This is a genomic window from Amycolatopsis sp. NPDC039088 (assembly GCF_055598845.1).
On sequence record NZ_JBVKAE010000023.1, the window covers coordinates 13,713 to 33,667 of the forward strand.

The 19,955-nt window shown below is 68.3% G+C and carries 21 protein-coding genes; 6 read left to right on the forward strand and 15 right to left on the reverse strand.

Features of this window, described 5'->3' with window-relative positions:
- Positions 1–2: 2 nt before the first annotated feature.
- The 9 genes from ACZ7KI_RS26940 to ACZ7KI_RS26980 all read right to left on the reverse strand — a co-directional run bounded on the left by ACZ7KI_RS26940 (position 3) and on the right by ACZ7KI_RS26980 (position 5,735).
- Positions 3–596, reverse strand: coding sequence for a DUF3558 domain-containing protein (locus tag ACZ7KI_RS26940; protein WP_470275859.1), 594 nt, complete (start codon positions 594–596; stop codon positions 3–5).
- The gene (locus ACZ7KI_RS26945) at positions 596–1,006 is read right to left on the reverse strand and encodes a hypothetical protein (RefSeq protein ID WP_470275860.1); all 411 of its coding nucleotides are present in this window, start codon (positions 1,004–1,006) and stop codon (positions 596–598) included. Before ACZ7KI_RS26945 ends, ACZ7KI_RS26940 begins: the two co-directional genes overlap by 1 nt.
- 143 nt (positions 1,007–1,149) lie before the next feature.
- A complete protein-coding gene (gene rplI, locus ACZ7KI_RS26950; protein ID WP_465500183.1) occupies positions 1,150–1,605 on the reverse strand; it encodes a 50S ribosomal protein L9 in 456 nt (151 codons plus the stop codon).
- 12 nt (positions 1,606–1,617) lie between these two features.
- Positions 1,618–1,866 (reverse strand): 30S ribosomal protein S18, encoded by a 249-nt coding sequence (gene rpsR, locus ACZ7KI_RS26955; protein ID WP_005168122.1) that lies wholly within the window; start codon positions 1,864–1,866, stop codon positions 1,618–1,620.
- Positions 1,867–1,955: 89 nt separating this feature from the next.
- A complete protein-coding gene (locus ACZ7KI_RS26960) occupies positions 1,956–2,465 on the reverse strand; it encodes a single-stranded DNA-binding protein (protein ID WP_465459706.1) in 510 nt (169 codons plus the stop codon).
- 17 nt (positions 2,466–2,482) lie between these two features.
- Positions 2,483–2,803: a 30S ribosomal protein S6 gene (rpsF, locus tag ACZ7KI_RS26965; RefSeq protein ID WP_177242327.1), complete on the reverse strand. Its 321-nt coding sequence runs from the start codon at positions 2,801–2,803 to the stop codon at positions 2,483–2,485.
- 101 nt (positions 2,804–2,904) lie between these two features.
- Positions 2,905–3,792 (reverse strand): hypothetical protein, encoded by an 888-nt coding sequence (locus ACZ7KI_RS26970; protein WP_470275861.1) that lies wholly within the window; start codon positions 3,790–3,792, stop codon positions 2,905–2,907.
- Positions 3,793–3,911: 119 nt separating this feature from the next.
- A complete protein-coding gene (locus tag ACZ7KI_RS26975; protein ID WP_470275862.1) occupies positions 3,912–4,805 on the reverse strand; it encodes a hypothetical protein in 894 nt (297 codons plus the stop codon).
- A gap of 123 nt (positions 4,806–4,928) precedes the next feature.
- Positions 4,929–5,735, reverse strand: coding sequence for a hypothetical protein (locus ACZ7KI_RS26980; RefSeq protein ID WP_470275863.1), 807 nt, complete (start codon positions 5,733–5,735; stop codon positions 4,929–4,931).
- Between the two features lie 120 nt (positions 5,736–5,855).
- On the opposite strand from ACZ7KI_RS26980, the gene ACZ7KI_RS26985 reads away from it, so the two are divergent.
- Positions 5,856–6,635 carry a deoxyribonuclease IV gene (locus ACZ7KI_RS26985; RefSeq protein WP_470221494.1) on the forward strand — a complete coding sequence of 260 codons (780 nt, stop codon included), beginning with the start codon at positions 5,856–5,858 and terminating at the stop codon, positions 6,633–6,635.
- Between the two features lie 73 nt (positions 6,636–6,708).
- On the opposite strand, the gene ACZ7KI_RS26990 is transcribed toward ACZ7KI_RS26985, so the two are convergent.
- Positions 6,709–7,194: a hypothetical protein gene (locus tag ACZ7KI_RS26990; protein ID WP_470275864.1), complete on the reverse strand. Its 486-nt coding sequence runs from the start codon at positions 7,192–7,194 to the stop codon at positions 6,709–6,711.
- A gap of 113 nt (positions 7,195–7,307) precedes the next feature.
- Here ACZ7KI_RS26990 and ACZ7KI_RS26995 point away from each other — a divergent pair, with 113 nt between their 5' ends.
- Both ACZ7KI_RS26995 and ACZ7KI_RS27000 read left to right on the forward strand, forming a co-directional pair.
- On the forward strand, positions 7,308–7,817 hold the full coding sequence (locus ACZ7KI_RS26995; RefSeq protein ID WP_470275865.1) for a hypothetical protein: 510 nt from the start codon (positions 7,308–7,310) through the stop codon (positions 7,815–7,817).
- 43 nt (positions 7,818–7,860) lie between these two features.
- On the forward strand, positions 7,861–8,208 hold the full coding sequence (locus ACZ7KI_RS27000; RefSeq protein WP_470275866.1) for a hypothetical protein: 348 nt from the start codon (positions 7,861–7,863) through the stop codon (positions 8,206–8,208).
- Here the strand turns inward: ACZ7KI_RS27000 and ACZ7KI_RS27005 are convergent.
- The gene (locus ACZ7KI_RS27005) at positions 8,165–9,709 is read right to left on the reverse strand and encodes a glycosyltransferase family 87 protein (RefSeq protein ID WP_470275867.1); all 1,545 of its coding nucleotides are present in this window, start codon (positions 9,707–9,709) and stop codon (positions 8,165–8,167) included. The two genes, ACZ7KI_RS27000 and ACZ7KI_RS27005, sit on opposite strands and share 44 nt — an antisense overlap.
- 17 nt (positions 9,710–9,726) lie before the next feature.
- Positions 9,727–10,815: an ROK family transcriptional regulator gene (locus ACZ7KI_RS27010; protein ID WP_470275868.1), complete on the reverse strand. Its 1,089-nt coding sequence runs from the start codon at positions 10,813–10,815 to the stop codon at positions 9,727–9,729.
- A 55-nt stretch (positions 10,816–10,870) separates the two neighbouring features.
- On the opposite strand from ACZ7KI_RS27010, the gene ACZ7KI_RS27015 reads away from it, so the two are divergent.
- The gene (locus ACZ7KI_RS27015) at positions 10,871–11,920 is read left to right on the forward strand and encodes a Gfo/Idh/MocA family oxidoreductase (RefSeq protein WP_470275869.1); all 1,050 of its coding nucleotides are present in this window, start codon (positions 10,871–10,873) and stop codon (positions 11,918–11,920) included.
- Here ACZ7KI_RS27015 and ACZ7KI_RS27020 read toward each other — a convergent pair whose 3' ends face one another.
- The 3 genes from ACZ7KI_RS27020 to ACZ7KI_RS27030 all read right to left on the reverse strand — a co-directional run bounded on the left by ACZ7KI_RS27020 (position 11,921) and on the right by ACZ7KI_RS27030 (position 17,959).
- Positions 11,921–14,458: a transglycosylase domain-containing protein gene (locus tag ACZ7KI_RS27020; RefSeq protein WP_470275870.1), complete on the reverse strand. Its 2,538-nt coding sequence runs from the start codon at positions 14,456–14,458 to the stop codon at positions 11,921–11,923.
- Between the two features lie 158 nt (positions 14,459–14,616).
- Positions 14,617–17,013 carry a transglycosylase domain-containing protein gene (locus tag ACZ7KI_RS27025; RefSeq protein WP_470275978.1) on the reverse strand — a complete coding sequence of 799 codons (2,397 nt, stop codon included), beginning with the start codon at positions 17,011–17,013 and terminating at the stop codon, positions 14,617–14,619.
- Between the two features lie 532 nt (positions 17,014–17,545).
- Entirely contained in the window at positions 17,546–17,959 is a 414-nt protein-coding gene (locus ACZ7KI_RS27030; RefSeq protein ID WP_470275871.1) for a DUF5318 domain-containing protein, read from the reverse strand.
- A 247-nt stretch (positions 17,960–18,206) separates the two neighbouring features.
- On the opposite strand from ACZ7KI_RS27030, the gene ACZ7KI_RS27035 reads away from it, so the two are divergent.
- Together ACZ7KI_RS27035 and ACZ7KI_RS27040 are read left to right on the forward strand one after the other, a co-directional pair.
- The gene (locus tag ACZ7KI_RS27035; protein WP_005168208.1) at positions 18,207–18,752 is read left to right on the forward strand and encodes a PadR family transcriptional regulator; all 546 of its coding nucleotides are present in this window, start codon (positions 18,207–18,209) and stop codon (positions 18,750–18,752) included.
- 62 nt (positions 18,753–18,814) lie between these two features.
- Positions 18,815–19,897: an inositol-3-phosphate synthase gene (locus tag ACZ7KI_RS27040; RefSeq protein WP_061981706.1), complete on the forward strand. Its 1,083-nt coding sequence runs from the start codon at positions 18,815–18,817 to the stop codon at positions 19,895–19,897.
- Positions 19,898–19,955 lie beyond the last annotated feature (58 nt).

Here is a 19,955-nt window from a genome sequence, read left to right on the forward strand (position 1 = left end):
CCTCAGCCCTCCTTCAACGTCTCGATCATCGCTTCCCCCACTTTGCGCGCGACCGGGCACGGGTCGCTCGCGCCCGGCCCGTGGTCGTACTGCACCAGGATGTTCACGGACAGCTGGTCGGTCACGCCGACGAACAGCCCGCATTTGCCGCTCTTGCGGCCGTCGAGCGCCGCGGCGTACACCGCCGGGTATCCGGCGATCTCGGCCGGCTCGAAGTATTCGTCGTTGGCCTTCGTGTCGTAGACGTCGCTGAGGCCGTTCTTGTTCGCGAGCACCGGGCTGATGTCGATCTGGTTCAGCCGGTCGTCCACCGCGAACAGGGAGCAACCGGGGCCGGCGCTCGTGGTCCCCTGCTCACCGTCACTGAGCCCGAGTTCGGACCGCTTCGCCGGGGAAAGCGCGGAGCACGCGTTGCTCTCGATCGACGAGGTCTTCAGTGGGCTGGACACCTTGGGCGCGGAGCCGGACGAACCGCTCGACGCGCTCGGGGCGCCGGTCGTGTACGACGGCTCGGAGGACGCCGTGCCGTTCTTGGTGCCCGAACAGCCCGCGACCAGCGCGGCGGCGGCAAGAACGAAGACGAGGGAACGGCGCATCACACGGCCCGGTGCTTGTTGAGCGAAGCCTGCGTTTCGGCCTCGTTCGTGGCGATCTTCTGCTTCGCGGCGGTCAGCTGGTCGATGTAGTTCTGGACGTAGTCCTGCATCTTCTGGTTCTGCTCCAGGAACGCCTTGCCCGAGGGGTTGGCCAGCTTCTCCCAGTCGCCGCTCGCGAACTCCTTGCCCGGCGCCTTGACGTTCGCCATCAGGTTCGCGTCGCGGAAGTCCTTCTTGAGCTCGACCTGCAGGTCCGTCCACTTCTTGATGATGCCGTCGATCTTGTCCTTGTCGAAGGTGAAGCCGCCGCCACCTCCACCGGACGTCGACGCCGGCTTGTCCGGGTTGGCCGGCGCGGACACCGTGACCTTCTCCTGCCGGTTCTGCTCGGCATTGCTGTCGTAAGCCATTGCTCCCAGATCCCCTTTTTGCGTCCCCGTGCCTCGACGTCGAGTCAATCCTAAGACGTGACCCGGCCGAGTGGGGTTCCGTGGCAAAGCAAAGGGCGGGGCATCTCCGTGAAGGAGAAGCCCCGCCCTGTACCGAAGCGGTGTTACTTGGCCTTGACCTCGAGCCGCACGTCGACGCGGACGTCGGGGTGCAGGCGGGCGCCGACCGAGTGCTTGCCCACGGTCTTGATGTGGTCCTTCAGCTCGATGACGCGCTTGTCGAGCAGCGGGCCGCCGGCGGCCTTGATCGCGTCCACGATCTCGGCGGTGGTGATCGAACCGAAGAGCTTCTTCGAGCCTTCGGCCGCCTTGCCGGTCAGCTGGATGGCGCCGAGGCCTTCCAGGGTCGCCTTGATCTCCTTGGCGTGGTCGAGGTCGCGGATGCGACGGCTCTCCTGCGCCCGCTTGATCGTGCGCACGTTCTTCTCCGCACCCTTGGTGGCCACGATCGCGTAGCCGCGGGGAAGGAGGAAGTTGCGTGCGTAGCCGTCCTTGACCTCGACGATGTCGCCGGGTCCACCGAGGTTGGCGACGTCGGTGGTGAGAATGATCTTCGCCATTGACGTGCCTCCTTAGCGTGCGGTCGAGGTGTAGGGCAGCAGCGCCATTTCGCGGGAGTTCTTGACCGCGATGGCGATGTCACGCTGGTGCTGGCTGCAGTTGCCGGTCACCCGGCGGGCACGGATCTTGCCGCGGTCGGAGATGTACTTCCGCAGCAGGTTGGTGTCCTTGTAGTCGATGTTCTCCGGGCGGCCCTTCTTCTCGGCCTTGCAGAACACGCAGACCTTCTTCTTGGGCTTGCGGATGGGTGGCTTGGCCACGGTGCTACTCCTGGATTTCTACGTAGTGGTTGTCTCTGGGTGTCTCGCGGAGCTTTCGCCCGCGGTGGACGCCCTATGCGACTTTCGGATCAGAAGGGCGGCTCGTCGGAGAAGCCACCGCCACCACCGGCACCGCCGGCGGGCGGAGCGGAACCCCACGGGTCGTCGGCGGGCGGGCCGCTCTGGCCTCCACCGCCGCCACCACCGAAGCCGCCGCCACCGCCACCGGTGCCACGGCTGACCTTGTTCACCTTGGCGGTGGCGTAGCGCAGCGACGGACCGATCTCATCGACCTCGAGCTCGACGACAGTGCGCTTTTCGCCTTCTTTGGTCTCGAAAGACCGCTGCTTGAGGCGCCCCTGCACGACGACTCGCGCGCCACGGGTCAGCGACTCGGCGACGTTCTCGGCCGCCTGACGCCAGATGTTGCAGCGCAGGAACAGGGCCTCGCCGTCCTTCCACTCACCGGACTGCTTGTCCAGCGTGCGCGGGGTGGACGCGACGGTGAAGTTCGCGACCGCCGCACCGGAAGGGGTGAAGCGAAGCTCCGGGTCGGACGTGAGATTGCCGATCACCGTGATGACGGTGTCTCCAGCCATCGGAAAAGTCCTTCGGCTCAGGCCTTGGCGGCGACGGGCTTGGCCGGCTTGATCTCGCGGCGCATGACCTTGGTGCGGAGCACGGTCTCCTGAAGCGAGAGCTGACGGTCCAGCTCCTTGACCGCTTCCGACGTCGAGTTCAGGTCGAGGAGCGCGTAGATGCCCTCGGCGTGCTTCTTGATCTCGTACGACAGACGGCGGCGTCCCCAGACGTCGACCTTCTCCACGCTTCCGCCCGAAGTGCGGATGACGTTGAGGAAGGTGTCCAGGGTCGGTGCGACCGTACGCTCATCGAGCGTGGGGTCCAGGATGACCATTACCTCGTAATGGCGTGACACAACCACTCACCTCCTATGGGCTCGCGGCCACGGACTGTCCGTGGCAGGAGGGTTTGTCCAGGTAAGCGTACCTGGCGGCTTTCACCGGCCCCGAGCGGGCGTCAGGAGACGCGGCGAAGGACCCAGGTGCGGACCAGCGCGGCGGTCACGCCGGCGAGCACGAGCACCGCGAGCAGCATCGGCAGCTGGACGTCGCCGCCGGGCATGCCGTCGGTCGCGAGCGCCTCGGCGTTGCCCGCGTTGCGCACGTCCGGGCCCTGCCCGGCCTGGCCATCGCCGGGAAGGCCGTACTGCGGGGCGCCTTCGCCGGGAAGCGGGCTGTTGGCCGGGTAGCGCACGCCCGGCGCCACCGCGACACCCGGCTGCGCGACCGGCAGGTTGCCGTAGTCGCGCGGCGGGGCGTAACCGGTGCCGTTGTTGTTGCCGGGGAGCAGGTTCGGGGTGGACGGCAGCGCGTTGGTGCCGCCGCCGTTGCCGCCCTGCTGCGGGCCGGTGGTGCCCTGCGTGGGCAGCGTCGGCGCGACGTAGTTCGTGGCGACCGTGGTCAGGCCGCAGCTGCCGGCGACCTTGTGCTGGATGGAGTCGAGGGTCTTCTCGGGGTTGAGCCCGAGGCCCCAGGATTTGGTGTCCTTGACCGCCTGCCGCACGGCCGCGCCGATGGCCGCGCCCTGGACGGAGCCGCCCGCGGCGTTCGGGACCGTGCCGACGGAGATGGTGTTGACCTTGGCGATGTCGTTCGCGGCGACGTCGTAGAGGGCCAGCGTGCCCGCTTCCTTCGCACCGGCGCGCACCAGTTCCTTGACCGAGGTGCCGGTGATGGCGACGGTGTCGCCGATCCCGCCGTTGACGGTGCCGCCGCACGCGTTCGCCAGCGTGGTCGCCGCCGAGGCGGTGCCGCCTGCCAGGAACGCGCCGCCGGTGACCATGGCCGCGAGTGCGGAGACGGTGAGCGCCTTGCGGGTGGTCTGCCAGATGGTGGTCTTCCGCACGAGCGCGATCCTCCGGGGTCGGTGGGGGCGTGTGGCAGTGCATCAGGTTTTCACCGGCGAAAAAAGCACAGCCAACGGGGATAACGAGGGAGTGATCAGAAAGATACTAGGCGGTAGGACTAACTTGAAGCGGCCATTCGGCGGAGGACCCAGGTCCGGACCAGACCCGCGCTGACTCCGGAGAGTGCCAAAACGGCGATCAGCAGCGGAAGTTTCCCGTCCTGAGTGAATCCGTCGCTCACGTTCGGTAGCGCTTCGGCTTGTCCCGCGGTGTGGACGTCCGGGTTCGCGGTGCCGTTCTCACCTTCGGCGGCGACGCCGAACTGCGGCGCGTAACCGGGGATCTGGCTGCCGTAGCGCAGGCCGGGCGAAGGACTGAAGAGCCCGGCCGTCGCCATCGGGATGGAGCTGTAGTCGCGCATCGGGGCGTAGCCCGTGCCGATACCCCAAGGCAGGCCGCCGAAATTCGGGGTGAAGGTGCCGGGCAGCAGCGGGCTGTTCGCGGCCGGGATACCGGGGCCGCTCGCCGGGTTGCCGCCCTGCGCCGGAGTGCCGCCGGAGCCACCCTGTTGCGGGGCGCCGGTCCCGGGGGCCGGTTTCCCCGGAGCGGGCTGGGTGCCGGGGGCCTTCTGGCCGCCGCCGGTCAACGCCTGGGTGGTGCCCGTGACGGCGCCGTTCAGTGCTTCCGCGGCGGGTTCGCCGACGACCGGGACCGGTGCGACCACCGTGTTCACCACGGTCACCGTCACCTTGCAGACCGTGCCGAGCAGTGCGTTGATCGTGCCGGTGAGCACTCCGGAGACCGATCCCGCCTGGCCGAGGTTGAGCGGGATGCCGAGCAACGGTGTGGTGCCGAGGATCGTGTCGCCGGGCTTCGCGGTCACCGATCCACCGCAGGCGGCGGTCTTGGTCTCGGCGGCCGCGGCCGTGCCCGGCATGGCGAGGGCGGCCGAGCCCGCGAGAATGAAGGCCGAGGCACCCAGGGCGGTCGCCCTCCGTGTCCGTTCGCGCATGCCTTCGACTCCTCCGTCGTCGGGGTCATCTACCCGCATAACGACGCTAATGGAGACGAGTGACGCCCGCTCACTCGAAGAGGTCGGGCATTCGAGTGGAAGCGGGCGTCACGGACGGTGAAATCAGGCGGGCTTGCCCCGCAGCCAGGCACGGACGAGCGCCGCGGCGACGACGGCCAGCGCCAGCACCGCGAGGAGCAGCGGCAGCTTGGCCGGGGCGACCGGTGCCTGGACGGCCTGCGCGTTGCCGGTGTCCTTCTCGTCGACGGTGGGCGGCGGCACCTCGCCGGGGATGATCTCGGTGATCACCGGCGCCTGGACGAAGTTGCCGGGAAGCAGCGCGGCGTTGCTGATGACACCGGCGATCGAGTCGCCGCCGATGCCGGTGGAGGAACCCGGGCCGGATTCGACCGGGAGTTCGCTACCCGGACCGCCGGGCTGGCCCGGCCCCGGCTTCGGGGGCTGCGGCTGCGGCTGCGGCGGCTTGGGGTTCGGCGGGTTGGTCTCCGGCGGAGTCACGACCGGCGGGACGTCCTTGGTGACACCCTGCGTCAGATCGCCGACCGCGTTGACGGTGCCCTGCACCGGCGGGCAGACGCCCTTCGCGGCGAGGACGCCGACCGCGTTGTCGGTGAGGCCGGTCGCCTTCACGAGGTCACCGACCGGCAGGGAGAGCAGCGGCTTGCGACCCTCGGCGGTCTTGGCCTTCGAATCGAGACCGACGGTCAGCGCCTCGGGCGAGTTCAGCGGAGCGCCCGCGTCGAGAACGAGGCCGTTGCCGGACTGTCCGTTCTGCAGCGTGGTGGCGCAGTCGCCGGAAAGGGTCGGATTCGGCCCTTCCGCGGCCATCGCGATCGTCGGGAACGCGAGTCCGGCCGAGACCGAGAGCGCGAATCCCCAAACCGTGATCCGCCCGGCAGTCTTCCCCATCGAGTTCGTCCTCCGCCCCTCAAGACCCAACGCGGTTTTCACAGAACGCGCTCACGCTACCTCACGAGCGTGACCATCCGGCCCGCGCCGGGGAAATTCTCGCGAGGGTAAGTTGCCAGCATGAAAATTGGCGCCCATGTCCGCGACGACGACCCGCTGTCCGCGGTCGCCGAACGCGACGCCGAGGTTCTCCAGTTCTTCCTTTCCGACCCGCAGGGCTGGAAGGCTCCGAAACCCCACCCGCACGGCGAAGCGATCAAAGAGTCGCCGGTCGAGGTGTACATCCATTCGCCGTATTTGATCAACGTGGCGTCGATGAACAACCGCATCCGCATCCCCTCGCGGAAGAACGTCACGCAGCACGCGAACGGCGCGGCCGAGATCGGCGCGAAAGGGCTTGTCGTGCACGGCGGCCACGTCGGTTCCGCGGAGGACGTCGAAGAAGGCCTCGTCAACTGGCGCAAGCTCTTCGAGCGTGAACAGGAGAAGGGCGGCTTCGCCGTGCCGATCCTGATCGAGAACACCGCGGGCGGCGACAACGCGATGACCCGCGACCTCGACACGATCGCCCGGCTCTGGGACAAGGTCGGCGAATTCGGCGCGGGCTTCTGTTTCGACACCTGCCACGCGTACGCGGCGGGCTGGGACCTGACCGAGGCGGTCAAGAAGGTCAAGGCCATCACCGGCCGGATCGATCTGGTCCACCTCAACAACTCGCGCGACGAATTCGGCTCCACGCGTGACCGGCACGCCAACGTCGTCGGCGGCGACGGCACGATCGATCCCGAGGTGCTGGCCGCGGTCGCGGCCGAGGCGGGCGCGCCGGTGGTCGTCGAAACCCCGGCCGACGGCCAGGCCGCGGACATCGCCTACGTCCGCGAACGCGTCGCCTCCGCCTGACCCACCCACGCATTCAGTCCTCTAAATGCGCTCACGGCGTTGATGCCACGGCGCATTCAGAGGACTGAATGCGTCAGTCGGCGTCCTCTTCTTCGTGCTTCCGGCGCCGCATCTCGGCCCGCGCCGCGAGGGTGTCGCGGTGCCTGACCATCTGCGAGACGAGCGCGGCGGCGTCGCGCAAGGCTTCCCGGGTGTCGAGCTCGTAGTCGTAATCCGACGACTGGTAGCGCGCCCACGCCAGTTCGGTGTCGGTGCCGACAGCGCTCGTCCTCAGCCAGCTCACCGTGGTGTCGATCATCGAATCGAGCTGCGCCAGCCGGGCGTGCAGTCCACCGGTGCCGCTTTCGTCCGGTGCCTGGGCGAACTCGCTGGGCTCGTCGACGGCGTCGCCCAGCTTCTCCCGAGCGGTGGCGCCGGTGATCTCCTCGGCGGCGCGCGGCAGCTCCGCCGCCAGCTCCCACCGGCCCCGCGCGTAGCGCTCGACCATGATGATCGCGGAGTATCCGTGCAGCGTCGTGGTGCGGTACACGACCGTGCCGTGCGCCAGGTGGAAGGCCATGCGCGGAGGCTACCCAGGCGGGAGATCGTTCCCTCTCCAGCGGGAGGACCTCCCCCGCCGATCGCGAAAGGCTCGACCTCGGCCGGGAAACACCCGGCACTGGAGGGGAAGCCATGAACATCAAGTCGAAGATCGCCGCGGTCGCCGTGCTGGCCGTCGTCGGGGGAACGTTGGCGGCGACGCAGGCGACGGCGGCTCCGTCGTCCGGTTCGGTCGTCGTGGGATCGGCGGGAGGCCCGCTGACCTTCCCCGGTTACGAGGGTGAGCCTGTCCGGTTCGACTTCGCGGCTTTCGGCGAGCCTGGAAAGTCTTCTGGTCGGTTCCACGTGAATCACTTGTCCGTGGCCGGGAAGCTCGTCGCCGACTTCGACGGCCGGGTCGACTGCGTCGCGCGCGCCGGTGACCTCGCCATGGTGACCGGCGTGATCGAACGCGCGGACATCCCAGGGCTCCCGGTGAACGTCGTCGGCCGCCGAGTCGGCTTCTCGGTGCGTGACGAACCGCGCGGCCACGACTGGATCGGCTGGAGCTGGGCCTACGGCTCCATCGAGCAGGACGTCCTGCCCTGCACCGGGCCGGTTCCGTTCTTCCGGACCGGTGAGGGCGGCTACACCGTGCGGTAATCGGCTTGACCCTCACGCCACGGGAGGGTCGAACCTGATCCGCATGATCGAGCACCGGACCGTGTACCGGGCGGAGGACGGCGAGCACGTCGGCTACGTCGTCCCCGCCCGAGAGGACACTGCCGCGCGTTGGCAGGCACTGACCGTTTTCGGCTACCCGCTCGGCGGGCCTGCCGCCTTCGACGACTCCGTCGCGTTGCTGGAGGCCGAAGGACTGGCCGTCCTCGCCGACCGCTGGTCGGTCAAACACGGTGAGGACTGGTTCGCCTGCCGCCTCGTCGAGACCTCGCCCGACGAGGTCGTCGTCCAGATCGACGACTTCGGCGCCGAGGACTTCGGCGAGCGGATCAAGCTGGAGCGCCCTGGGCCTGAGGTGTTGAAACGCGCTTAGCGTCGGGCGCGCCGTCGAGGAAGCCACCCACCGGGTCGTCGTCCCCGGCGAGGCGGACGGGGTCTGTGCGCGGCTGGTAGATCTCGCGGATCACCAGCGCGCACAGGCCGATCACCGCGAGGTCGCGGACCACGACGGTGCCGAGGAACCAGTCCTCGGGCAGCCCCTTGTTGTCGACGCCGAGGTAGTACATCATCCGCGGCGCCCAGACCAGCGCGTCGATGATCATCCAGCCGAGCAGCAGCCGCCAGCGCGGGATCGCGAGCACCGCCAAGGGCACCAGCCACAGCGAGTACTGCGGGCTCCACACCTTGTTGGTCAGCAGGAACGCGGCCACCACGAGGAAGGCGAGCTGGCCGAGCCGTGGCCGTCGCGGTGCCTTCAGCGCGAGGTACCCGATGCCGGCGCAAGCGGCGAGGAACAGCAGTGCGACGACGGTGTTGAGCACGACCGGCGTTTCGCCCGTGGCGAGCTTCCCGTCGAAACCGGTCCAGCCGGAGAGGTGGGAGATCACGTTGTAGAGCGAATCCGGATCCATCGGGCGGACCGTGTTGAGCCGGAAGAACTCCCACCAGCCGGTGGGCGCGGCGAGCGCGAACGGGACGTTGACCACCACGAACGTCGCCACGGCGAGGCCCGCGGTGAGCGCCCACTGTTTGACCTTGCCCGCGCGCAGGCACAGGAAGAACAGCGGGATGAGCAGGAGCAGCGGATACAGCTTCGCCGCCGCGCCGAGGCCGAGCAGGAAACCCGCGACCTCCGGCCGCCGCCTGGCCCAAGCGAGCAGCGCGGTCGCGGTGAACGCGGTCGCGATCGCGTCGAAGTTGGTGAATGTGTGCACCAGCACCAGCGGTGAGATCGCCACCAGCGCGGCGTCCCACGGGCGGCGTTTCAACGACCGGCCGGTCGCCCACACCGTCACCAGCCAGGCCAGCGCGAGCCAGAGCGCGGAGATGTTGAAGTAGACGGCGACCGGGAGCGCGCCGGGCAGCCAGCCCGATTCCGCGACCGAAAGCCAGGCTTCGGTGAGCTTCGCGTTGATCCACTGGAACAGCCCGGTCACGACCGGGTACTCCATGTACCGCGTGGTCTCCTTCACCGTGCCCGCGTTCTCGGTCCACGAAGTCACGTACGGGAAGGTGTCCGGATTGTTCAGCCGCTCGGAACTGTAGAGCGGAACGATGTCCGAGTAGCACATCGCGACGAACGGGCGGCCCGCCCGCCAGTCGAGCTGGCTCATCCCGGAGTCGTCGGTGTACTGCTGGATGCAGGACGCCTTGCCGAACCACGACAGCAGCAGCGCGAGGCAGGCCAGCATCAGCCCGACTCTCTGCGGCGACCAGAACCAGTGCCGCCCCACCGCCGCGTGCTCGCCGAGCGGGCCGCCGATCGGCCGGGTGGCCGTGGCCACGAGCGGTTCGTTCCAGCTCGGGATGACCCGTTCGCCCGGGGTGAGGGAGAGCGGGGCCTCGGGCTCCGGCGGGGTCGTCTGGTCGGACACGTGGCGGATGTTAGCGCCTAACCGGGTGACCATCCGGTGATGTCGCCGCTGTCGTAGAACCCGGCCAGCACCTCGGCCGCCGCCCCGAACGCGACGACGTCGTCGCCCATCTCGTCGAGATCGACCTGGATTCGTTGCCAGTGCGGCAAAGGCAGCAGTTCCCGCAGCCGCGCGGCGACGGTGTCGCGGTAGATCTCCGGCTCCGCGCGGACCGCGCGTCCGGTCAGCACCACGCGTTCGAGGTCGAGGATCTGGACGAGGTCGGCGAGGCCGGTGCCCAACAGGCCCGCCGCCTCTTCCGTGGTCGCCGCCGCGTTGTGCAGCACCTCGACGCAGCCGCGGCGCCCGCAAGCGCAGCGCGGCCCGTCGAAGGCGAGGGTCGTGTGCCCGAACTCGCCCGCGTTCGTACGGGGACCGCGGTACAGCCTGCCGTCGATCAGCAGGCCGACGCCGATGCCGGTGCCGACGAGCACGACGGCGGTCCCGGTCTGGTCGCCTTCGGGCCAGTGCTGGGCGAACGCGGCGGCGTTGGTGTTCTTGTCGAGCCGCACGGGCAGTCCGGTGCGGTTCGCGAGCAGGTCGCGCAGGGGGACGTGGTGCCAGCCCGGCATGTTCGTGGCGTCCCGGACGACGCCTTCGCGATGGTCGAGCGGTCCGACGGCGCCGACGCCGAGGCCGAGCACGCGTTCGCGGTCGACGCCGTCGAGCAGCGTTTCGGTCGCTTCGGCGAGTGCGGAAACGGCCTGGTCAGGGGTGAACCCCGCGGGCAGCGTGCCGCCTTCCGACGAGATGATCTTCCCGGTCAGGTCGGTACTGAGCACGCGGAAGGAGTCCCGGTCGAGCTGGGCGCCGAGGGCGTACCGGGCATCCGCGCGGACGCGCAGCAGCGTGCGCGGCTTGCCGACCCCGGCCGCGGGCTGGCGCTCTTCGTCGAGCAGGCCGGCGTCGAGCAGTTCGGGGACGATCTTCGAGACGGCCTGCTGGGTGAGGCGGGTGCGTCCGGCGAGTTCGACGCGGCTGAGGCCGCCCGCGCGCAGGATGTGCGCGAGCAGCAGCGCGCGGTTGTGCTGGCGCAGGCCGCGCAGATTGACCCCGGTCTCCGGCATAGCGCGCATCCTGCCACGGCTGGCCTATTACGCAACACTGTTGTTTAATGGAGCCATGGCTGACTTGCGAGTGGGGATCTTCGGATACGGCACCGGCGGGCGGGTCTTCCACGCCCCGCTGGTCAACGCGACACCAGGGCTGACCCTGGCCGCGATCGTCACCTCGAATCCGGAACGGGTCGAACAGGCAGGCGCCGACTATCCGGACGCGGAGGTGCTGCCGGACGCGGACGCGCTGTTCGCGAAGGCGGGTGAACTGGATCTGGTCGTGGTCAGCACGCCGAACCGCACGCACGTCCCGCTCGCCCTCCAGGCGATCGAAGCAGGGCTGCCAGTCGTCGTCGACAAGCCCTTCGCGCCGACGGCGGCCGAAGCGGCGAAGGTCGTCGAGGCCGCGAAGGCCAAGGGCGTCGGCTTGACGGTGTTCCAGAACCGCCGGTTCGACTCGGACTTCCTCACCGTTCGAAAGCTCATCGAAGCCGGTCGTCTCGGCGACGTCTTCCGCTTCGAATCGCGCTACGACCGGTGGGTGCCGAAACCGCGGGACAACTGGCGCGAGTTCGGCGACCCGGCCGAGGCGGGCGGGCTGCTCTACGACCTCGGCGCGCATATCGTCGACCAGGCACTGCAGCTGTTCGGCCCGGTCGCCGAGGTCTACGCGGAGCTCGACAAGCGGCGTGCCGGGGTGTCGGTCGACGACGACGTCTTCGTCGCCCTTCAGCACACCAACGGCGTGCGCTCGCACCTGTGGGCGTCGGCGCTGGCGGGGACCCGGAACCCCCGGTTCCGCGTGCTCGGCGACAAGGCGACGTTCACGAAGTACGGTCTCGACGTCCAAGAGCCGCAGATCAAGGACGGACTGCGGCCCGGCGATCCCGGCTGGGGCGTGGAACCGGCGTCGGACGCCGGTCGGCTCGGCGTGAACGACGACGTCGAAACCGTGCCCACCGAGGTCGGCCGCTACGAGGACTTCTACGCGCAGGTGCGCGACGCGCTGCTCGGCAAGGGCGATTTCCCGGTCGATCCCGCTTCCGCCGTCGAGGCGCTCCGGGTCATCGAGGCCGCTCACCGTTCCGGTGCCGAAAAGCGCGTCGTCACCCTCTAGCTATTCGTTGTCGCCTCTGCCGCCGCCACGGCCGGGAGTGTTGCCGCCGCCTTCTTCGCCGTTGTTCTCACTGGACGACGGAGGATTCTTCGAGCTGGACGGCGGCTCCTCCTCTTTCCGCGAGGACGACGAGCCCGTCGACGGGCCGGTCGACGGAGTGCCGGTCTCACCAGGGTCCTCGTTGTCGTCCGGCGGGGTCTGCGTCGACGGGACGGTGTTGTTGTTGTCGTCCCCGCCGATGATCTTGACCTTGTCGAAGCGTTCGCCCGGCTTCCCGTTCAGGTACAGGGAAAGGAACTTCTGCCAGATCGGCCCGGCGATCGTCGAACCGAAGATCGCCTTGCCGTTCTTGCCCTTCAGCGGCTTGTCACCGTCGCCGCCGACCCAGACCGCGGCCGCGATCGACGGCGTGTAGCCGACCATCCAGGTCTGCGAGTTGGAGTCCTTCGCCGACGCGGGCTCGCCCGGACGGTAGGTGTGCTGCTGGGTTCCCGTCTTGCCGGCGCACTCGTGCCCGTTGGGGCACTTGAGCTTCGAGAACGGGATGACACCCTTGAGCGACTCGGTGACATTGCCGGCGATCTGCTTGCTCTTGTCGGCGTCGTCGGAGAACGCGGGCTTCGCCTCTTCCGGAGCGGAGTACGCGGCTTCGTCCTGCGAGTTGGTCACCTTGGCGACGAAGTGCTTGGTCCGCCGCTGGCCATCGGCCGCGAAGGTCGAGTACGCGGCTGCCATGTCCTCCGGGGTGACGGCCGTCTTGCCGCCGCCGAGGGCGATGTTGTTGTCCGCGAACAGTTCGGAGGCGCCGTCGGGAGCGGGTTTGACCCCGGCGTCCTTGGCGGCCTGTGCCACCGGCCCCGGCTTGGTCACGTTCACGACCATGTCGTAGAACACCGTGTTCGCCGAGCGCTGCATCGCCTCGGACACCGTGCACTGCTGCGAACAGGAACTGCCGGGACCGGCGTTTCGGATCTTCTGCTTCCCGAATTGCCTGCCGTCGGTGCCGTCGAACGTCGAGTTGATACCGCCCTTGCCGAGCTGCATGTACGCGGTGAGGTCGAACGGCTTCATCGACGATCCGGGGTTCTGCGGCGTATTCGCCCAGTCGCGGCCCTTTTGGTCCTTGCCGTCGGGTCCCTTCACGATGGACGCGCCACCGTAATACGCCTTCACCCCACCGGTTTTGGGGTCGACCGCGACGAGCGCGTTGAGCAGGTTCTCGTCGGTCTGGCCCTTCATCCCGTCGGCGACCGCCTGTTCTGCCGCGGCCTGCGCCTTCGGGTCGATGGTCGTGTAGACCTTGTAGCCGCCCCGGTAATAGACGTCGTCGGTGATCCCGTTCGCGGCCAGTTCTTCCTTGACCTTGTCGCGGATGAACGGATTGACCACACCGGCCTGCTGCTTGTCCTCCTGCGGGATCGGCGTCGGGAACTGCAGGTTCGCGCGGTCCGCGGCGGAGAGGAAACCGTTCTGCACCATGCGGTTCAGCGCCACGGTCCAGCGGTCGTTCGCGACCTTCGGGTTCTCCGAGCGGCCCGGCTGCTGGATGAGACCCGCGAGCAGCGCCGCCTCGGACGCGTTCAGCTCGCCGGCGGGCTTGCCGAAGAACGCCTGCGCGGCCGATTCGATCCCGTACGCGCCGCGCCCGAAGTAGATGATGTTCAGGTACGCCGAGATGATGTCCTTCTTCTCGTACGTCTGGTTCATCTTGAAGGATTTGGCGAGTTCGGTCCATTTACGGGTGAGCGACGATTCGTCGTCCCCGCTGGCGACCTTGATGTACTGCTGGGAGATGGTCGAACCACCGCCCTTGCCCGCGGTCACCTGGTTGTAGACCGCGCGCAGGATGCCGCCGATGTCGAAGCCGGAGTTCGTCTCGAAGGAGGCGTCCTCGGTGGCGATGACGGCCTTCTTGACGATGTCCGGGATCTGCTCCGGCGTCAGGATCTGCCGGTTGCCACCCTTGGGCACGTCCTTGCCCATCTCGGTGTTGTCGGCGTAGTAGTAGGTCACCGCCTGGCCCTGCGTGGCCGCGACGGACTGCGGCGACGGGACGTCGACGACGAAGTAGGTGATCACGAACGCGATCGCCGGGATGACGACGAACAGGCAGAACAGCGCGAGCAGCACCCGCCGGATCCGTCTCCACCTGCGCTTCTTGCGTTGCGCCGGGGTGAGGATGGGCTTGCCGTCTTCGTCGGTCTCTGGGCCGGGCCGCTCGTCGTCGTACGGCTCTTCGTAGCCGCGGTCGGCGTCGTACCGGTGCTCTGTGCCGTTGTGCTCGTGATGCGTGATGAGGTCCGGCTCGTGCTGCGGCGCGACCGGCGGTCGCTGCGAACGCCGGGGCGGCGGCTGCTGGGGCGAACCCTGCTGCCGTTGCCATGGCGCTTGCCCGGGACCTTGCTGGTGGGCGCCCGGTCGCTGTCCGTGGCCCGGAGGCGGGCCCGCGGGACGACGGGGTGGTCCGGCCGGGCGTTGCGGACGACGTGCGGGGTCAGGGTCCTGACCTGGCCATCCGCCGTGGGGATCGTCGTTCACTTGGACGTCCTCCGAACCTTTCCGTGGTGAGCGCGGTCCTGCGGTCGCAGGTCTCCTTCTATAGAAGACGTGTCAGATCCGTTCAGGTTCATCGGATACGCCCGAAAGAAGGTGTGCCGGGCTCGCCCGGCACACCTTCTTCAGTCGTTTTCGCCCGGTCAGGGGTCCCCGGTATTCGGGAACAACGGATCGGAGGTCCCCGGCCCCGGACGAGACCATGGCGGCTTCGTCGGTTTCGTGGGTTTCGTCGGCGTCGTCTCCGTCGGCTCGGTGGAGGAGGGCGGCGGCGGAGCCGACGAGGTCGTCTCCGGCGGCGGCGTCGACGTCTCCGGCGGCTTCGGCTGCGTGGTCGTCACCACCGCACGGGCGTCCTTGCCGATGGGTTTGACCTTGCCGAACTTCTCCGTCGGCTTCCCGGTCAGGTACCGGGACATGAAGTCTTCCCAGATCGGGCCGGCGATCGTCCGGCCGTAGATCGGCTTGCCGCTCTTGTCGTGCAGCGGCTTGTTGCCGTCGCCGCCGACCCACACCGCGGTCGAGATGGACGGCGTGTAGCCCACCATCCAGGTCTGCGCGTTGCGCTCGCGGTAGCTCGCCGGGTCGCTGTCCTTGAAGTCGTACTGCTGCGTCCCGGTCTTGCCCGCGCAATCGTGGTTGGACGGGCACTTCAGCTTCGAGTACGGGACGACCGGCTCGAGCGCGTCGGTGACGTTGCCGGCGATCTGCTTGCTCTTGTCGGCGTCGTCGCTGAAGGCGGGAGTGCCCTTGGGGGCCGTCTCGTCGAACTCGACCTCGTCCTGGGAGTTGGTCAGTTTGGCGACGAAGTGCTGCTTCTGCCGGACACCCTCACCGGCGAACGTGGCGAACCCGGCGGCCATGTCCTCCGCCGTGGTCACCGTGCGGCCACCGCCGAGCGCGATGTTGATGTCGGGGTAGAGGACCGAAGTGCCGCCCTCGTCCACCGTCTCCACGCCGGCTTCCTTCGCGGCCTTCGCCACCGGGTCGACCTTCGTCTTGTTGATCACCATGTCGTAGAACACGGTGTTCGCGGAGACCTTCATCGCTTCGGCGACCGTGCACTGGGCGCCGCAGTTGGAACTCTCGCCCGCGTTCTTGACCGTGCGGTAGTTGCCGCCGCCGACGTCGAACTTCCGGTTGTTGGACCCGTCGAAGGTCTCGCCGAGACCCTTGCCCATCTTGAGCCACGCGGCCAGGTCGAAGGCCTTGAACGCGGAACCCGGGTTGTGCGGGACGTTCGCCCAGTCGTGGGCTTGGACGTCCTGGCCCTGGTCGTTCTTCTTCCAGTCCGGGCCGCCCCAGTAGGCGACCACGCCGCCCGTCTTGGGATCGACCGCGACCAGCGCGTTCAGGATGTTTTCGTCGGTCTGGCCCTTCATCCCCTCCGCGACGGACTCCTCGGCCATCTTCTGCGCCTTGGGGTCGATCGTCGTGGTGATCTTGTATCCGCCCTGGTGCAGCCTGTCCTGGTCGTAGCCGCGGGCTTCGAGTTCGTCGATCACCCGGTTGCGGATGTGCAGGCTCAGCGTCCCGGCGTCGTCGGCCTTCGCCTGTGCCTTCGGGATCGGCTTCGGGAAGGTCGCGGCCGCGCGGTCGGCGGCGGGCAGCCAGTTGTTCGCCACCATCTGGTCCATCACGAAGTTCCACCGCCTGGTGGCGTACGCCTCGTTCTCGGACTTGCTCGGACCCTGGATCAGGCCGGCGAGCAGAGCGGCTTCGGACGGGCTGAGCTCCTTGGCCGGTTTCTTGAAGTAGGCCTGCGCGGCGGCTTCGATGCCGTTCGCGCCGCGGCCGAAGTAGATGGTGTTGAGGTAGGCGGTGATGATCTCCTCTTTGGACATCTGGTTATTCATCTTGAAGGATTTGGCCAGCTCGGTCCATTTACGGGTGAGCGTCGGCGCCTCGTTGGCCGTGGCCTTCTTGATGTACTGCTGGGAGATCGTCGAACCGCCGCCCTGACCGCCGGTGACGTTGTTGTAGACCGCGCGCAGGATGCCGCCGACGTCGAACCCGGAGTTGGTTTCGAACGACGAGTCCTCGGCGGCGTACACGGCGTGCTTCACCGAGTCCGGGATCTCGCCCGGCTTCAGCAGGTACCGGCTGCCGCCGGTCGCGGGCGCGATCTTGCCCATCGGGCTGCCGTCGGCGTACATCAGCGTGATCGGCTGGCTCTGCTGGCTCGCGACGCTTTCCTGGGACGGGACGTCCACCAGGAAGTAGGTGATGACGAACGCGATCGCCGGCACCACCACGAACAGGCCGAACATCGCGTAGAGCACCCGGCGGATGATCTTCCAGCGGCGCTTCTTGCGCTGCTTCGGCGTGAGGGTCTTCTTCTTGTCGCCGTCTTCGTCCTCGGCGGGCTCTTCGTCGTCCAGGTCGTCGCCCTCGGCCCCGAGGGCGACGCTTTCGTGACGATCGTCATAGCGGTCGTCGTACGGGTCGTAGCCGTACGGGTCTTCGGTGCCGTTGTGGGCGTGGTGCGTGATGAGGTCCGGTTCGCGCTCGTACGGATCCGGCTCGACGGGGCGGACCATCGCGGTCGCCTGCTCGGCGGGAGGGGGCGCGGGCGGACGACGGTTGCCGGGCGGAGGCGGCGGCCGATGGCCGGTGGCACCCTGCTGGGAACGCTGGACTCCGGCTCCAGCAGCGGCAGCGGCGGACCGGCCGCCGGGCGGCGGGGGTCCCGGCCTGCGCGGGGGCATGCCGTTGGCGCGGCGCGGGGCGGCGGGGCGGCGCGGTTCCTCGTCGGACGGCCACTCCGGACCGCCGGCGTCACCTCCTGGCCACTGTGGGGCCGGCGGTCGCGGGTCCGAGGAGCGTGGCTGCGGGGAGCGCGGTGCGGCCGCGCGGGGGCCGCCGTTGGGGGGTGTCCGGCGCTGGGGGCGGCGCGGGGGTTCCTCGCCCGGCCAGCCGGGTCCGTCCTCTTCGCCCGGCCATTGGGCACGGCGAGGTGCATCAGGCTCCTGGCCAGGCCAGGAGCGGTTGCGTTCGTCGTTCACGAATGGGCCTCCCAGACCGGCGCTTCGGGGTACGCCGCTCTGTGCTCAACTGCGATTTCGATACCTGTCACCGACCCGCTGTCCTTTGCGACCGGGTCCGTGGCCGGGTGCTTCCCGGATCTCCTGTTCCGAGGACGTAGGAGCGCACCAGGTGGTTCCAGTGGCAGCTCCGGCAGACCTCGACCTCGTAGACGGTGAACTCCGCGAAGAGCCCGTCCATCCGCACCAGTTCGTCCGGCGTCTTGGCCGATCCGGCGACGTGCTTCAGCTCGTCGCCGTAGACCCAGGACACCAGGGTCAGTTCCTCCCGATGACAGACCGGGCAGTCTTGCTCACCTGGTCGTCCGTGGAATTTCGCGGCCCGCAGGAGGTACGGACCCGCGTCGCAGACGTCGTATGTGCCGACCCGTCCGGAGTGGACGCCCTTGAGCAGCGCGCGCCGCTGTAAGGCGTAGTCCACGACCTGCCGCTGGTTTCGCACGCCAACAGAGTACGGGCTCTTGCTGTGTGGTCCACGTCCCGTTCTCGACCGGACGGGGCGCGCGCATCCGGACACGCCGAGGATTCGATAACTCTCCGGTGAATTTCGTCCGGTTGGCGAGGGCCCTGATCGGGTTAGCTACACCACTTCGATGTATCGGCGCGATATAGTGGGCCGGTAGGTTGACCGAGCCGGTCTCGGTGGCCAACGCGACCGGTCGCGGTTTGTTCCCGGAAGGGGGTGCGGTGTGCTCGAGCTCGCGATCTTGGGGCTGCTGCACGAGACCCCCATGCACGGTTACGTGCTGCGCAAACGTTTGCACGAGACGCTCGGGATGTTCCGGACGTTCTCGTACGGCTCGCTGTACCCGACACTGCGTCGGCTGCTTCGCGCCGGTTACCTCGTCGAGGAGCTCGAAGAGGTGGAAGACCGGGCGTGGGCACGCCGGGGCAAGCGCGTGTACAAGCTCACCGCCGAGGGCAAGGAGCGGTTCGCCGAACTGCTCGGCGACGCCGGTCCGCAGACGTGGGACGACGAAGGCTTCGGCGTCCACCTGGCGTTCTTTTCGAGGACACCGGCCGACGTCAGGATGCGAATCCTGGAAGGCCGTCGTCGTCGGGTCGAGGAACGCCGAGAAGGACTTCGGACGGCAATGGCGCGGGCCGAGGAGAAGATCGACCGCTACACCCGTGAGCTGCACCGGCTCGGGCTGGAGTCCAGCGAGCGGGAGGTGCGCTGGCTCAACGAGCTGATCGCGCACGAACAGGCCGAGCAGCGCGGACCGGAGACCTGAGGCGCTCTCCGGCCCCGCTGAGCACTACCTACAACTGTTGGACGAATGAAGGAGAAACCGGCATGGGCGAGAACCGCCGCGTTCGGGTGGCCATCGTGGGCGTCGGCAACTGTGCGGCCTCGCTGGTCCAGGGCGTTCAGTACTACCGCGACGCAGATGCCGGCACTCGCGTGCCCGGTTTGATGCACGTCGTGTTCGGCGAGTACCACGTCCGCGACATCGAGTTCGTCGCCGCGTTCGACGTGGACGCCAAGAAGGTCAGCCGCGATCTGTCCGAGGCGATCTTCGCGAGCGAGAACAACACCATCAAGATCGCCGACGTGCCGCCGCTGGGCGTCACCGTGCAGCGCGGCCACACCTACGACGGTCTCGGCCGCTTCTACCGCGAGACCATCGAAGAGTCCGACGAGACTCCTGTCGACGTCGTCGCGGCGCTGCGCGAGGCCGAGGTCGACGTGCTCGTCTCTTACCTGCCCGTGGGTTCCGAAGAGGCTGACAAGTTCTACGCGCAGGCGTGCATCGACGCGGGTGTGGCGTTCGTCAACGCGCTGCCGGTGTTCATCGCCTCCGACCCCGAGTGGGCCGAGAAGTTCCGCGCGGCGGGGGTGCCGATCGTCGGTGACGACATCAAGTCCCAGGTCGGCGCCACCATCACGCACCGCGTGCTGGCGAAGCTGTTCGAGGACCGCGGCGTCCAGCTCGACCGGACGATGCAGCTCAACGTGGGCGGGAACATGGACTTCCTGAACATGAAGGAGCTCGAGCGGCTCGAGTCGAAGAAGATCTCGAAGACCCAGTCGGTCACTTCGCAGGTCGATCGCGAACTCGGCAAGGGCAACGTCCACATCGGCCCGTCGGACTACGTGCAGTGGCTCGACGACCGCAAGTGGGCCTACGTCCGGCTCGAGGGCCGCGCCTTCGGCGACGTTCCCCTGAACCTGGAGTACAAGCTCGAGGTGTGGGACTCGCCGAACTCGGCGGGCATCATCATCGACGCCGTGCGCGCCGCGAAGATCGCGAAGGACCGCGGTATCGGCGGCCCGATCCTGTCGGCTTCTTCCTACTTCATGAAGTCGCCGCCGGAGCAGTACGACGACTCCACCGCGCGTGACGAGGTCGAAAAGTTCATCGCCGGCGAGGCGTAAGCCCCCGGTAGCGCGCTATGAAAGGTCCTTTCCTTGCAAATTTTGCAAGGAAAGGACC

Excerpts from the sequence above, each read along its gene's own strand:
- ACZ7KI_RS26995 (WP_470275865.1), top strand. The coding sequence starts at position 7,308 with ATGAACATCAAGTCGAAGATCGCCGCGGTCGCCGTGCTGGCCGTCGTC.
- ACZ7KI_RS26980 (WP_470275863.1), bottom strand. The coding sequence starts at position 5,735 with ATGGGGAAGACTGCCGGGCGGATCACGGTTTGGGGATTCGCGCTCTCG.
- ACZ7KI_RS27040 (WP_061981706.1), top strand. The coding sequence starts at position 18,815 with ATGGGCGAGAACCGCCGCGTTCGGGTGGCCATCGTGGGCGTCGGCAAC.
- ACZ7KI_RS26940 (WP_470275859.1), bottom strand. The coding sequence starts at position 596 with ATGCGCCGTTCCCTCGTCTTCGTTCTTGCCGCCGCCGCGCTGGTCGCG.
- rplI (WP_465500183.1), bottom strand. The coding sequence starts at position 1,605 with ATGGCGAAGATCATTCTCACCACCGACGTCGCCAACCTCGGTGGACCC.
- ACZ7KI_RS26990 (WP_470275864.1), bottom strand. The coding sequence starts at position 7,194 with ATGGCCTTCCACCTGGCGCACGGCACGGTCGTGTACCGCACCACGACG.
- ACZ7KI_RS26960 (WP_465459706.1), bottom strand. The coding sequence starts at position 2,465 with ATGGCTGGAGACACCGTCATCACGGTGATCGGCAATCTCACGTCCGAC.
- ACZ7KI_RS26985 (WP_470221494.1), top strand. The coding sequence starts at position 5,856 with ATGAAAATTGGCGCCCATGTCCGCGACGACGACCCGCTGTCCGCGGTC.
- ACZ7KI_RS27025 (WP_470275978.1), bottom strand. The coding sequence starts at position 17,013 with ATGGTCCGCCCCGTCGAGCCGGATCCGTACGAGCGCGAACCGGACCTC.
- ACZ7KI_RS27010 (WP_470275868.1), bottom strand. The coding sequence starts at position 10,815 with ATGCCGGAGACCGGGGTCAATCTGCGCGGCCTGCGCCAGCACAACCGC.
- ACZ7KI_RS27015 (WP_470275869.1), top strand. The coding sequence starts at position 10,871 with ATGGCTGACTTGCGAGTGGGGATCTTCGGATACGGCACCGGCGGGCGG.
- ACZ7KI_RS26945 (WP_470275860.1), bottom strand. The coding sequence starts at position 1,006 with ATGGCTTACGACAGCAATGCCGAGCAGAACCGGCAGGAGAAGGTCACG.
- ACZ7KI_RS26975 (WP_470275862.1), bottom strand. The coding sequence starts at position 4,805 with ATGCGCGAACGGACACGGAGGGCGACCGCCCTGGGTGCCTCGGCCTTC.
- ACZ7KI_RS27000 (WP_470275866.1), top strand. The coding sequence starts at position 7,861 with ATGATCGAGCACCGGACCGTGTACCGGGCGGAGGACGGCGAGCACGTC.